Genomic DNA, 12,488 nt, shown 5'->3' with positions numbered 1-12,488 from the left:
GATCAGTGACCCATGCCCAATCCGCCGTCGACGGGAATGACGGCTCCGGTGATGTACGCGGCCTCGTCCGAACCGAGGAACCGCACGGTGGAGGCGACCTCGGCGGGCGACGCGTAGCGGCCCAGCGGCACGCCCGAGACGATCTCCGCGCGGCGCTCGTCGCTGAGCACGGCGGTCATGTCGGTGTCGACGAAGCCGGGGGCGACCACGTTGACGGTGATGTTGCGCGGGCCGAGCTCGCGCGCCAGCGAACGGGCGAAGCCGACCAGGCCCGCCTTGGACGCGGCGTAGTTCGCCTGGCCCGGCGAGCCGGAGAGGCCCACGACCGAGGAGATCAGCACCACGCGGCCCTTGCGGGCGCGCATCATCAGCTTGGAGGCGCGCTTCACGACCCGGAAGGCACCGGTCAGGTTGGTGTCCAGGACGGAGGTGAAGTCCTCCTCGGACATGCGCAGCAGCAGGGTGTCGTTGGTGATGCCCGCGTTGGCGACCAGCACCTGGACGGCGCCGTGCTTCTCCTCGATCTCGGTGAACGCGGCGTCGACCTGGGCGGCGTCCGTGATGTCGCAGCGCACCGCGAGGACGTCGTACTTCTCCAGGGCCTCGGGCACCTCGCCCGAGCGACTGGTGATGGCCACCTTGTCGCCGGCTTCGGCGAAGGCCTGGGCGATCGCGAGGCCGATGCCCCGGTTTCCTCCGGTGACGAGAACCGAGCGGCTCAACGATCCACCTCTCTCCGTGTGTGAGCGCGTACGTCGGAAACGCGTACGCAGTGTGACGCTATCGGGCGGTCGGCGGTGTCGACGCATCGAGCTCCCACAGCGCCGCACGATCGGAACTGTCGCAATCCGACAATCCGTACCCGGAGCGCCCGGTGCCCGCTCACCTGCCCCGATCGGGTCGAGGCCGGAGCCGGGCCGGGGGTACCGTACGGGAACAACACCCCCGGGCGCACCCGTTGCCCCCGTGGTGCGGACCGACCCGGGACCGGCCGTACCGCCTCCCCCCGTGAGTCCCGGCGAGGAACGAAGGCAGGGCGCATGACCAAGGCACGGCCCGGGAGCACCCCCCGGCGCGGACGACTGCTGGCCCTGACCGCCCTGGCGGCCGGCCTGGGAGCGGCCGCCTGGTCGCTGCGCGACCTGCCGGCGGCGTTCGGGCGCCGGCCCGACGGCGAGCGCGAGGAGCGGGTGCGCGACTCCCCGCAGTACCGCGACGGCGTCTTCCACAACGCCCCCTCGACCCTCGCCCGCGCCGCCGCCGGGCCGGGCTTCGACCGCGGGACGGCCCGGCGGATGCTGTTCGAGCGCGAGGGCCGCGTCCCCGCCAACCCGGTGCCCACCGTCCGCCCGGCCGGGGCCGCGGACGCCTGCGCCGAGGGGGTCGCGATCACCTGGTACGGGCACGCCTCGGCGCTGGTCGAGATCGAGGGCGCCCGGGTGCTGCTCGACCCGATCTGGAGCGATCGCTGCTCCCCGTCCGCGCACGTCGGGCCCAAGCGGCTGCACCCGGTGCCGGTCGAGCTGGAGGAGCTCCCGCAGGTCGACGCGGTGCTGATCTCGCACGACCACTACGACCACCTGGACATGGCGACGGTCAAGCGCCTGGTGCGCAGCCAGTCCGCGCCGTTCGCGGTGCCGCTGGGCATCGGCGGCCACCTGCGCCGCTGGGGCGTCCCGGAGCACCGGATCATCGAGCTGGACTGGGACGAGACCTGCACGCTCGGCGAGCTGGTGCTCACCCTCACCTCCGCGCACCACTTCTCCGGCCGCGGCCTGACCCGCAACACCACCCTGTGGGGCTCCTGGGTGATCGCCGGCCCGACCCGCAAGGTCTTCTACACCGGCGACTCCGGCTACTTCGAGGGCTACGCCAGGATCGGCGCCCAGCACGGCCCCTTCGACGCCGCACTGGTGCAGATCGGCGCCTACGACGCGGCCTGGGCCGACATCCACATGACCCCCGAGGACGCCGTGCTCGCCCACCGCGACCTCGGCGCCGGCCTGCTGGTGCCGGTGCACTGGTGCACCTTCAACCTCGGCCTGCACCCGTGGGCCGAGCCGGTGGAGCGGCTGCTGGCCGAGGCGAAGACGCAGGCCGTCCCGCTGGCCGTGCCGCGCCCCGGCGAGCGGGTCGACGTGGACAACCCGCCGGAGCTGGACGGCTGGTGGGAGGCGGTCGGCTGACCCGGCCGGCATGACGGCGGCGCACCGGTCGAAATGCGCTGGCCGAAACCCCCTGGACGGGCCATGATGCGGTGCGGGCGCCCCTGTGCGGCGCCGCACCGTCACCCTCCGCGACCAGGGAGCCCGATTGCCTCCGATCCCTCCGGCCGACAGCGTCGGCGCCCCGCACGGGCGCGCCGTCGACCCGCTGTTCCTCGAGCTGCCGCTGCGCACCCTCGCCGACGCCGCCCTCACCCGGGCCCGCGAACTCGGCGCCGGCCACGCCGACTTCCGCCTGGAGCGGGTCCGCAGCGCCTCCCGGCGACTGCGTGACGCCCGCCCGGCCGGCACCTCCGACAGCGTGCAGCTGGGCTTCGCCGTCCGGGTCCTGCTGGACGGCGCCTGGGGCTTCGCCGCCGGGGTCGACCTCACCCCCGCCGCGGCGGCGAGGGTGGCCGAGCAGGCCGTCGCGGTGGCCCGGCTCTCCGGGGGGATCAGCCGGACCGCGGGCTCCACCGAGCGGGTCGAGCTGGCCGACGAACCCGTCCACCGGGACGCCACCTGGGTCTCCTCCTACCGGGAGAACCCCTTCGAGGTGCCGGACGCGGAGAAGACGGCGCTGCTCGCCGACTGGAGCGCGCGGCTGCTGGCCGCCGAGGGCGTCTCGCACGTCCAGGCGAGCCTGCTGACCGTCCAGGAGAACAAGTTCTACGCGGACACCGCCGGCACCGTCACCACCCAGCAGCGGATCCGGCTGCACCCGACGCTGGAGGCCACCTCGGTGGACGAGCGCACCGGGGCCTTCGACTCGATGCGCACGCTGGCCCCGCCGGTCGGGCGCGGCTTCGAGTACCTGCGCGGCACCGGCTGGGACTGGGACGCCGAGCTCGCCGAACTGCCGTCCCTGCTCGCCGAGAAGATGCGGGCGCCCAGCGTCGAGGCCGGCCGCTACGACCTGGTGATCGACCCGTCCAACCTCTGGCTGACCATCCACGAGTCGATCGGCCACGCCACCGAGCTGGACCGCGCGCTCGGCTACGAGGCCGCCTACGCCGGCACCTCCTTCGCCACCTTCGACCGGCTGGGCTCGCTGAAGTACGGCTCCGAGCTGATGCACGTCACCGGCGACCGCACCGCCGAGCACGGCCTGTCCACCATCGGCTACGACGACGAGGGCGTCGCCACCCAGTCCTGGGACCTGGTCCGCGACGGCATCCTGGTCGGCTACCAACTCGACCGCGGCATGGCGCGGTTGAAGGGCTTCGAGCGCTCCAACGGGTGCGCCTTCGCGGACTCCCCGGCGCACGTGCCGGTGCAGCGGATGGCGAACGTCTCGCTCCAGCCCGCCGCGGGCGGCCCGGACACCGAGGGCCTGTTCGCCGGGGTGGAGAACGGCCTGTACATCGTCGGCGACCGCTCCTGGTCGATCGACATGCAGCGCTACAACTTCCAGTTCACCGGCCAGCGCGCCTACGCCATCCGCAACGGCGAACTCGCGGGCCAGGTCAAGGACTTCGCCTACCAGGCGACCACCACCGACTTCTGGGGCTCGATGACGGCGGTCGGCGGCCCGCAGACCTACGTCCTCGGCGGCGCCTTCAACTGCGGCAAGGCGCAGCCCGGCCAGGTCGCGGCGGTCAGCCACGGCTGCCCGTCGGCGCTGTTCCGCAACGTCAACGTGCTCAACACCCAGCAGGAGGCGGGTCACTGATGACCGCGATGCAGCCCCACGAACTCGTCGAGCTGGCACTCGGCCTCTCCCGCGCCGACGGCTGCGTGGTGATCGCCGACGAGGAGTCCACCGCCAACCTGCGCTGGGCCGGCAACGCGCTGACCACCAACGGCGTCACCCGCGGCCGCAGCCTCACCGTGATCGCCACGGTGGCCGGCGCCGAGGGCACCGCGTCCGGCGTGGTCTCCCGCGAGGCCGTCGCCCCGGAGGAGGTGGAGGGCCTGGTCCGGGCCGCCGAGGAGGCCGCCCGCGCGGCCGGCCCGGCGGAGGACGCCCAGCCGCTGCCCACCGGGCGGCCGTCCTCGCCGCACTTCACCGAGCCGCCCCGCGAGACCTCGATCGAGGTGTTCGACGCCTTCGGTCCGGCCCTCGGCGAGGCCTTCGCCCGGGCGGCCGCGCAGGGCGAGCTGCTGTACGGCTTCGCCCGGCACGAGATCGTCACCAGCTACCTGGGCACCTCGACCGGCCTGCGGCTGCGGCACGACCAGCCGACCGGCATGGTCGAGATCAACGCCAAGACCGCCGACCTGTCCGGCTCGGCCTGGGCCGGCGCCGCCACCCGGGACTTCACCGACGTGGACGTCGCCGCCCTGCACACCGAGCTGACCAAGCGCCTCGGCTGGGGCGCCCGCCGGGTGGACCTGCCGGCCGGCCGGTACGAGACGCTGCTGCCGCCCTCGGCGGTGGCCGACCTGATGATCTACATGCACTGGTCCTCCGGCGGCCGGGATGCCCACGAGGGCCGGACGGTCTTCTCCCGGCCCGGCGGCGGCACCCGGATCGGCGACAAGCTCGCCGCCCTGCCCCTGACGCTGCGCTCCGACCCGGCCGAACCCGGCCTGGAGACGGCCCCGTTCGTCCTCACCCACTCCACCGGCGGCGACTCCTCGGTCTTCGACAACGGTCTGCCGATCACCGCCACCGAGTGGATCCGCGAGGGCGCCCTGGCCGACCTGGTCACCAGCCGGCATTCCGCCGGCCTCAGCGGGCTGCCGCTGCGCCCGGCCGGCGACAACCTGGTGCTGGAGGCGGCCGACCAGGACGCCGCGCCGACCCTGGACGAGATGATCGCCCGCACCCGGCGCGGCCTGCTGCTCACCTGCCTCTGGTACATCCGCGAGGTGGACCCGGCGACGCTGCTGCTCACCGGCCTGACCAGGGACGGCGTCTACCTGGTCGAGGACGGCGAGGTCGTCGGCGCGGTCAACAACTTCCGGTTCAACGAGTCCCCGGTGGACCTGCTGGGCCGGATCACCGAGGCGGGCCGCACCGAACGCTGCCTGCCCCGCGAGTGGAACGACTACTTCACCCGCACCGCGATGCCACCCGTGCGTGTCGCGGACTTCAACATGAGTTCGGTCAGCCAGGCCTCATAGCCGGCGGCCGACGGGGGGATACGAGAGACATGATGGACGAGAAGCGGCTGGTCAAGACGAGCAAGATGCTGTCGCGCATCCTGCGGCACGACCCCGACCGGGTGGGCATCACCCTGGACGGGGCCGGCTGGGTCGGCATCGACGTGCTGCTCGGCGCGCTCGCGGCCAAGGGCAACCGGCTGACCAGGGCCGAGCTCGACCACGTGGTGGCCACCAACAACAAGCGCCGCTTCGGCTACTCCGCGGACGGTCTCTCGATCCGCGCCAACCAGGGGCACACGGTGGCGGTCGACCTCGGTCTGTCCGCTACCGTGCCGCCCCCGGTCCTGTACCACGGCACCGCCGACCGCCACCTGGCGTCGATCTTCCACGAGGGCCTGCGCCCGATGGCGCGCCAGGACGTCCACCTGTCCGCGGACACCGAGACGGCGGTGCGGGTGGGCGCCCGGCACGGCCGCCCGGTCGTGCTCACCGTGAACGCGGCCGCGATGTCGGCGGCCGGCCACGAGTTCCGGATCAGCGACAACGGGGTCTGGCTCACCGACGCCGTCCCCCCGCAGTACCTCTCCCGACGGCCGTGACGGCCCCGGCCGCCGGCCCCGCCGGGCCCGGACGCGCCGCCCGCCCTCCCCGACTGCGCCGGACAGGCCAGTAGCAGACCCGACCGGGTGGGCCCCGCCCACCCGGTCTCGTCGCCGCCCGCGCCCGGGCGTACCGTGAGGAGGCCGCGCGGCGAGGCGCGCGGGTGCGTGGACGAGGGCGGTAGGACATGGGCAAGGGCGCCGGCGGTGGGCAGGTCCACCGGATCACGGAGGCTCGCAGCAGCCTCACCGAGGACGTCCGCGGGCGGCAGCGCCGCTACGTGGTCTCCATGCTGCTCCGGACGGTCTGCGTGCTGCTCGCGGTGGTGCTGTGGGACGTCCAGCGCTGGCTGGCGTTCGGGGCGCTGGCCGGCGCCGTGCTGCTGCCCTACTTCGCCGTGCTGATAGCCAATGCCGGCCGGGAGCGGGCCCCCGGTCTGCCGAGCACCTTCGACATCCCGGCCGACACCCCGCTGATGCTCGGCCCGGGCGGGACGGGTGGGGCGGGTGCGGCGGGTGCGGCGGGTGCGGCCACCGGTGCGGCAGGGGCCGCGGGGGCTGCCACCGATCCTTCACAGAACGCGGGCTGAGCGCCCGGTTCACGGGGGTTGCTGGCGGTTCGGCTCAGGGAAAGCTCAAAAGAAGCTCAGATTAATCATGCAGGACCTCCCCAAGCGGGCCCCCCGGCGTGACATACTGCGTACGCGCTCCGCATCCCCCGTCGGAGCGACGGACCGACGCCGGGCGGCTCCCCCCGTGGCTGCCCGGCGTCGCCATGCCCCGATCCGGACGGCCCCGACCCGGGCGGCCGGAGGCACGTGAAAGACTGGCGGTGCAGACCACCCGCCAACGTTCGAGGACGGCCCGATGGACACCCCGCAGACCCCGATCTGCTCCGCCAAGGGCTGCCGGGCGGACGCCCTCTGGGTGCTGGCGTGGAACAACCCGAAGCTGCACACCCCGGACCGCCGCAAGACCTGGCTCGCCTGCGAGGAGCACCGCGAGTCGCTGTCCCAGTTCCTGGGGGTGCGCGGCTTCCTCAAGGAGGTCGTCGCCTTCGCCGACTGGACTCCCGAGACCTCCGAGACCTCCGAGACGTCCGGGACCTCCGAGGCCTCCTGACGCCGGCTCAGCCGCCGATCGCCGACATCGGCCGCTCGGGCTGGTGGAACTCCGGGTCGTCGATGCCGGCCCCGGCCTTCTTGCCCCACATCGCCGCCCGCCACAGTGCACCGAGCTCGGCGTCGTCCGCGCCCGAGCGCAGGGCGGTGCGCAGGTCCGTCTCCCCGGTCGCGAACAGGCAGTTGCGCACCTGACCGTCGGCGGTCAGCCGGGTCCGGTCGCAGGCCCGGCAGAACGGGCGGGTGACGGAGGCGATCACGCCCACCCGGCCCGGGCCGCCGTCCACCACCCAGCGCTCGGCGGGCGCCGCACCGCGGCGCGCGGAGGGCTCGGGCGTGAGCGTGAAGCGCGCGCGGAGCAGGTCCAGGATCTCCTCGGCGGTGACCATCGAGGAGCGGTCCCAGCCGTGCTGGGCGTCCAGCGGCATCTGCTCGATGAAGCGGAGCTCGTAGCCGCGCTCCAGGCACCAGGACAGCAGGTCGGCCGCCTCGTGGTCGTTGACCCCGCGCATCAGCACCGCGTTCAGCTTGACCGGCGCCAGCCCGGCCGCCTCCGCGGCGGCCAGTCCGTCCAGCACGTCCTGGTGGCGGTGGCGGCGGGTGAGGGTGTGGAACACCTCCGGGTCGAGGGTGTCCAGGGAGACGTTGACCCGGTCGAGCCCGGCCGTGCGCAGCGCGGTGGCCGTCCTGGCCAGGCCTATGCCGTTGGTGGTGAGGGAGAGCTCGGGGCGCGGCTCCAGCTCGGAGCAGGCCGCGACGACGGCGACCAGCCCGGGGCGCAGCAGCGGCTCGCCACCGGTGAAGCGGACCTCCCGGACGCCCAGGTCGCGCACGGCGACGGTGACCAGCCGGACGATCTCCTCGTCGGTGAGCAGGTCGGGCTTGGCCAGCCACTGCAGGCCCTCCTCGGGCATGCAGTAGGTGCACCGCAGGTTGCACCGGTCGGTGAGGGATACCCGCAGGTCGACGGCCTGTCGTCCGAAGGTGTCGAGCAGCACGTGCGTCCCTTCCCGAGAATGCGGCCGGCCCGGCCACCGTCACGGCGGGGCCGGGCCAGCATAGTCATCCCCGGATGATCAGTGGGCGCCCAGCCCGGTCAGCGAGCGGACCTCCAGTTCAGCGTACTTCGCCGGGTCGGCTCGTTCCTTCGACAGCAGGGTGCCGATCCACCCCGCCAGGAAGCCGACCGGGATGGAGACCAGGCCGGGGTTCTCCAGCGGGAACCAGTGGAAGTCGGAGTGCGGGAAGAGCGACTTCTCCCCGCCGGAGACGACCGTGGAGAAGACCACCAGCAGCACCGAGCTGATCAGGCCGGCGTACACCGAGCTGACCGCGCCGACGGTGGTGAAGCGCTTCCAGAACAGCGAGTAGAGCAGGGTGGGCAGGTTCGCCGAGGCGGCCACCGCGAAGGCCAGGGCGACCAGGGCGGCGGTGTTGAGCTTGTCCGCGAAGAGGCTGAGCACGATCGAGACGGCGCCGATCGCCACCGCGGCCCACTTCGCCGAGCGCACCTCCTCCTTCTCGCTGGCCTTGCCGCGGCGGATCACGTTGGCGTACAGGTCGTGCGCGAAGGAGGCCGAGGAGGCCAGGGTCAGACCGGCGACCACGGCGAGGATGGTGGCGAACGCCACGGCCGAGATCACCGCGAGCAGGACGGCGCCGCCGGTGGTGCCGACCCCGCCGAGCGCCTCGGCCAGCTGCGGGGCCGCGGTGTTGCCGGCCGGGTTGGCCGCCTTGATCGCCTTGGAGCCGACCAGGGCCGCGGCACCGAAGCCGAGCGCCAGGGTCATCAGGTAGAAGACGCCGATGATGCCGATCGCCCAGAGCACCGACTTCCGGGCGACCTTGGCGGTGGGCACGGTGTAGAAGCGGACCAGGATGTGCGGCAGGCCCGCGGTGCCGAGCACCAGCGCGATGCCGAGGCTGATGAAGTCGAGTTTGGCGGTGCCGCTGCCGTACTTCTGCCCCGGCTGGAGGAAGGCCTCGCCCTTGCCGCTGGCGCTCGCCGCCGCGCCCAGCAGCTCGGAGGGGTTGAAGTGGTACTTGGCGAGCACCATGACGGTCATCAGCGCGGCGCCGGCGATCAGCAGCACCGCCTTGACGATCTGCACCCAGGTGGTGCCCTTCATGCCCCCTATCACCACGTAGACCACCATCAGCGCGCCGACCGCGACGATGGTCCAGCGCTTGGCCGCGTCACCGTTGACCCCGAGCAGCAGGGCGACCAGCGTCCCGGCGCCGACCATCTGGGCGAGCAGGTAGAAGATCGACACCACGATGGTGGAGACGCCGGCCGCGGTGCGCACCGGGCGCTGGCGCATCCGGAAGGCGAGCACGTCCGCCATGGTGAACCGGCCGGAGTTGCGCAGGGGTTCGGCGATCAGCAGCAGCGCGACCAGCCAGGCGACCAGGAAGCCGATCGAGTAGAGGAAGCCGTCGTAGCCGGCCAGCGCGATGGTGCCGGCGATGCCGAGGAAGGAGGCGGCGGACATGTAGTCGCCGGAGATGGCCAGGCCGTTCTGGAAGCCGGTGAAGCCTCGACCCCCGGCGTAGAAATCGGCGGCGCTGCGGGTCTGCCGTCCGGCCCAGACGGTGATGCCCAGGGTGGCCAGGACGAAGAGCCCGAACAGGGTCATCGTCAGGCCGCGGTGCTCGGTGGCGGAACTGGCGAGCAAGGTCATTCGGCGGACTCCCGGGGGGCGTGGACGACGGCGCCGTGGGCCTCGCGGATCGCGGCGGCGGGCGGGTCGATCCGCCGGTCCGCGTAGCGGGCGTACCAACCGGCGATGACGAAGGTGGTGACGAACTGCAGGAGCCCCAGCACCAGGGCCACGTTGACGTGCCCGAGGACCTTGGTGCCCATCAGGCCCGGGGCGTAGCAGGAGAGCAGGACGTAGAGCAGGTACCAGAGCACGAAGCCGATGGTGACCGGGAAGGCGAAGCTCCGGAACGAGCGCCGTAGGGCGCGGAACTCCGCACTGTCATCGATGAGTTGGACATCCGTAGGGGCAGTGGTGATCGGCGGCGAATCCACTCTCTGGTCTCCTCACTCCTTCGGCGTAGCGGTCGCACATGAGGAACGATCCGACGTGAGGGGCGTCACATTCCGTGTGCGCGCCGCGCAATGCTAGGAGCGTCGTGCCCGCCCCGAAAGGGGTTGACCGCGATCAGCCAGCCGTTCACCCCCTCGCACTATCCAATTGGCCGAAAACCACCACTCGCGTCACGTCCGGCACACCACCCGCACACGCGGAAGGGGTGGCACCGCCCAGCGGTGCCACCCCTTCTGACGCATCGTCAGAACGCGATGCGGACCTTCAGCGCCGACCGGTCGTCCATCGCCCGGTAGCCGTCCGGGACGCCGTCGAGGTCCACGGTGCGGTCGAAGACCAGGCCCGGCTCGATGGCACCGGACAGGACGTCGGGCAGCAGCTCCGGGATGTAGGCGCGGGCCGGGGCGACCCCACCGTTCAGCGAAACGTTTCGGCCGAACATCTGACCGATGTCGACGCCCGCGCTGCCGCCGTGCGGAACGCCGACGTAGCCCACCGCACCGCCGTCCCGGGTGATCGACACGGCCGTGCGCATCGACTCCTCGGTCCCGACCGCCTCCAGCACCGCGTGCGCGCCCTGCCCGCCGGTCAGCTCCTTCACGGCCTCGATCGCCGCCTCGCCGCGCTCGGCCACCACGTCCGTCGCGCCGAAGCGCCGGGCCAGATCGGTCCGGGCGGCGTGCCGGCCCAGCGCGATGATCCGGCCCGCGCCCAGCCGGTGCGCCGCCAGCACGCCGCACAGGCCCACCGCGCCGTCACCGACCACCGCGACCGTCGCGCCCGGGCGGACCCGCGCCGACACCGCCGCGTGGTGCCCGGTGGCCATCACGTCCGACAGCGCCAGCAGGCCCGGCAGCAGCTTCTCGTCGCCCGCGGCCTCCTTCGGGAGCTTCACCAGCGTGCCGTCGGCGAACGGCACCCGCACCGCCTCGCCCTGACCGCCGTCCGACCCGACCTGGCCCCAGAACCCGCCGTGCGGGCAGGAGGTCTGCAGGCCCTCCCGGCAGAAGTCGCAGCTGCCGTCCGACCAGACGAAGGGCGCCACCACCAGGTCCCCGGGCGCGAAGCCGCGCACCTCCGCACCGGCCTCCTCGACCACGCCGAGGAACTCGTGCCCGATCCGCTGCCCCGCCACCCGCTGGGCCACCCCGCGGTACGCCCACAGGTCGCTGCCGCAGATGCAGGCGTTCACCACCCGGACCACCACGTCCGTCGGGTGCTGGATCACCGGGTCCGGGACCTCTTCGATCCGGATGTCGTTGGGGCCGTGGATCACGGTGGCGCGCATGGGTGTTCGTCCTTACGGAGACGGCCGTCAGGGGTGTCGGCGGCCTGGGGATCGGGGTCGACCGGATGTACGACACCGATGCGGACCACTCTATTCCGGCCGGTCGGCGGCAACATTTCGACCGGGGCGGTGCCCGGCGGCGCTTATCCTGTTGGACCATGCAACCGATCCAGCCCGAGACCCACGGCGCGCCGCGGACCGCCCCGGTCCCCGCCCAGCGCTCCGCCGACCCCTCCCCGGGGTTCGCGGTGGTCGACGTCGAGACCACCGGCCTCGGCCGCTCGGACCGCGTCATCTCGGCGGGTGTCTACCAGCTGGACCACGACGGCGAGGTCACCGACCACTGGTACACCCTGGTCAACCCCGAGCGGGACCCGGGCCCGGTCTGGATCCACGGGCTCACCGCCGAGCTGCTCGACGGCGCCCCGACCTTCCCGCAGATCGCCGACGACTTCGCCGACCGGCTCCGCGGCCGCGTGCTGGTCGCCCACAACGCGCTCTTCGACTGGAACATGATCTCCCGCGAGTTCTCCCGGGCCGGCCTGCGCGCCCCGGTCGAGCAGCGGATCTGCACCATGGTGCTCTCCCGCGACCTGCGCCTGCCGCTGCCCAACGGCAAGCTGTCCTCGCTGGCCGCCCACTTCGGCGTCCGGCAGCAGCAGGCGCACAACGCCCTCGACGACGCCCGGGTGCTCGCCGAGGCGTTCCGCCCCAGCCTGCGGCTGGCCCGCCTCGGCGGAGTCCCGCTGCCGCTGCAGACCTGCGTCGCCGTGACCGACCTCGGCGAGGAGGAGCCCGCCGCCCCCGGCCGCGCCTCCTGGACCGGCGCCGCCTACCGCCAGGCCAAGAAGCGCCCGCCCTGCCCGTACCCCAACCCGGGGCGCTGGGAGGACGGCAAGCCGCTCGTGCAGGGCATGCGGGTGGCCTTCACCGGCGACACCGCCACCGACCGCGAGCTGCTGGAGGACCGCGCCGTCGAGGCCGGCCTGCACATCGCCACCTCGGTGAGCCGGCTCACCAGCCTGCTGGTCACCAACGAACCCGGCAGCTGGAGCGGCAAGGCCCGCCGGGCCCGGGAGGTCGGCACCCCGGTGGTCGGCGAGGACGCCTTCCTGCAGCTGCTGCGCGAGGTAGCCCCGCACCCCGGTGCGTGAGCCCGTTGTGAGGTCGGC

At 73.1% G+C, this 12,488-nt stretch carries 12 protein-coding genes; 7 read left to right on the top strand and 5 right to left on the bottom strand.

Annotated elements, in window-relative coordinates:
* Positions 1–2 precede the first annotated feature (2 nt).
* A complete protein-coding gene (fabG, locus tag ACIA8Q_RS26140; RefSeq protein ID WP_360211852.1) occupies positions 3–722 on the bottom strand; it encodes a 3-oxoacyl-[acyl-carrier-protein] reductase in 720 nt (239 codons plus the stop codon).
* Positions 723–1,040: 318 nt separating this feature from the next.
* Here fabG and ACIA8Q_RS26135 point away from each other — a divergent pair, with 318 nt between their 5' ends.
* The 6 genes from ACIA8Q_RS26135 (at position 1,041) to ACIA8Q_RS26110 (ending at position 6,976) form a co-directional block, all read left to right on the top strand.
* Complete coding sequence (locus tag ACIA8Q_RS26135) at positions 1,041–2,186, top strand: MBL fold metallo-hydrolase (protein ID WP_360211850.1); 1,146 nt, start codon at positions 1,041–1,043, stop codon at positions 2,184–2,186.
* A gap of 136 nt (positions 2,187–2,322) precedes the next feature.
* Positions 2,323–3,876, top strand: coding sequence for a TldD/PmbA family protein (locus tag ACIA8Q_RS26130; RefSeq protein ID WP_360211894.1), 1,554 nt, complete (start codon positions 2,323–2,325; stop codon positions 3,874–3,876).
* The gene (locus ACIA8Q_RS26125; protein ID WP_360211848.1) at positions 3,876–5,273 is read left to right on the top strand and encodes a metallopeptidase TldD-related protein; all 1,398 of its coding nucleotides are present in this window, start codon (positions 3,876–3,878) and stop codon (positions 5,271–5,273) included. Before ACIA8Q_RS26130 ends, ACIA8Q_RS26125 begins: the two co-directional genes overlap by 1 nt.
* A gap of 32 nt (positions 5,274–5,305) precedes the next feature.
* Complete coding sequence (locus ACIA8Q_RS26120) at positions 5,306–5,854, top strand: RNA 2'-phosphotransferase (protein ID WP_360211892.1); 549 nt, start codon at positions 5,306–5,308, stop codon at positions 5,852–5,854.
* A 188-nt stretch (positions 5,855–6,042) separates the two neighbouring features.
* Complete coding sequence (locus ACIA8Q_RS26115) at positions 6,043–6,444, top strand: DUF3099 domain-containing protein (RefSeq protein ID WP_360211846.1); 402 nt, start codon at positions 6,043–6,045, stop codon at positions 6,442–6,444.
* A gap of 277 nt (positions 6,445–6,721) precedes the next feature.
* Positions 6,722–6,976: a hypothetical protein gene (locus tag ACIA8Q_RS26110; protein ID WP_396317754.1), complete on the top strand. Its 255-nt coding sequence runs from the start codon at positions 6,722–6,724 to the stop codon at positions 6,974–6,976.
* Between the two features lie 7 nt (positions 6,977–6,983).
* On the opposite strand, the gene moaA is transcribed toward ACIA8Q_RS26110, so the two are convergent.
* The 4 genes from moaA to ACIA8Q_RS26090 form a co-directional block, all read right to left on the bottom strand.
* Complete coding sequence (gene moaA, locus ACIA8Q_RS26105) at positions 6,984–7,973, bottom strand: GTP 3',8-cyclase MoaA (protein WP_360211842.1); 990 nt, start codon at positions 7,971–7,973, stop codon at positions 6,984–6,986.
* A gap of 78 nt (positions 7,974–8,051) precedes the next feature.
* A complete protein-coding gene (locus ACIA8Q_RS26100; protein WP_360211840.1) occupies positions 8,052–9,656 on the bottom strand; it encodes a cation acetate symporter in 1,605 nt (534 codons plus the stop codon).
* Positions 9,653–10,009 carry a DUF485 domain-containing protein gene (locus tag ACIA8Q_RS26095; protein ID WP_360211839.1) on the bottom strand — a complete coding sequence of 119 codons (357 nt, stop codon included), beginning with the start codon at positions 10,007–10,009 and terminating at the stop codon, positions 9,653–9,655. Before ACIA8Q_RS26095 ends, ACIA8Q_RS26100 begins: the two co-directional genes overlap by 4 nt.
* Positions 10,010–10,272: 263 nt before the next feature.
* Positions 10,273–11,316 carry a zinc-dependent alcohol dehydrogenase family protein gene (locus ACIA8Q_RS26090; protein WP_360211837.1) on the bottom strand — a complete coding sequence of 348 codons (1,044 nt, stop codon included), beginning with the start codon at positions 11,314–11,316 and terminating at the stop codon, positions 10,273–10,275.
* Between the two features lie 158 nt (positions 11,317–11,474).
* Between ACIA8Q_RS26090 and ACIA8Q_RS26085 the strand changes: the two genes are divergently transcribed.
* On the top strand, positions 11,475–12,470 hold the full coding sequence (locus tag ACIA8Q_RS26085; RefSeq protein WP_360211835.1) for a DEDDh family exonuclease: 996 nt from the start codon (positions 11,475–11,477) through the stop codon (positions 12,468–12,470).
* The last annotated feature ends 18 nt before the right edge of the window (positions 12,471–12,488 follow it).

This window comes from Kitasatospora sp. NPDC051705 (assembly GCF_044453265.1).
Lineage (GTDB): Bacteria > Actinomycetota > Actinomycetes > Streptomycetales > Streptomycetaceae > Kitasatospora.
Note: the sequence above shows the minus strand (reverse complement) of the source record. Positions and strands in the feature narration are given on the sequence as shown.

Coding starts and splice junctions, on each gene's coding strand:
- ACIA8Q_RS26110 (WP_396317754.1), top strand. CDS start 6,722: ATGGACACCCCGCAGACCCCGATCTGCTCCGCCAAGGGCTGCCGGGCG.
- ACIA8Q_RS26115 (WP_360211846.1), top strand. CDS start 6,043: ATGGGCAAGGGCGCCGGCGGTGGGCAGGTCCACCGGATCACGGAGGCT.
- ACIA8Q_RS26135 (WP_360211850.1), top strand. CDS start 1,041: ATGACCAAGGCACGGCCCGGGAGCACCCCCCGGCGCGGACGACTGCTG.
- ACIA8Q_RS26100 (WP_360211840.1), bottom strand. CDS start 9,656: ATGACCTTGCTCGCCAGTTCCGCCACCGAGCACCGCGGCCTGACGATG.
- ACIA8Q_RS26090 (WP_360211837.1), bottom strand. CDS start 11,316: ATGCGCGCCACCGTGATCCACGGCCCCAACGACATCCGGATCGAAGAG.
- ACIA8Q_RS26085 (WP_360211835.1), top strand. CDS start 11,475: ATGCAACCGATCCAGCCCGAGACCCACGGCGCGCCGCGGACCGCCCCG.
- ACIA8Q_RS26120 (WP_360211892.1), top strand. CDS start 5,306: ATGGACGAGAAGCGGCTGGTCAAGACGAGCAAGATGCTGTCGCGCATC.
- ACIA8Q_RS26125 (WP_360211848.1), top strand. CDS start 3,876: ATGACCGCGATGCAGCCCCACGAACTCGTCGAGCTGGCACTCGGCCTC.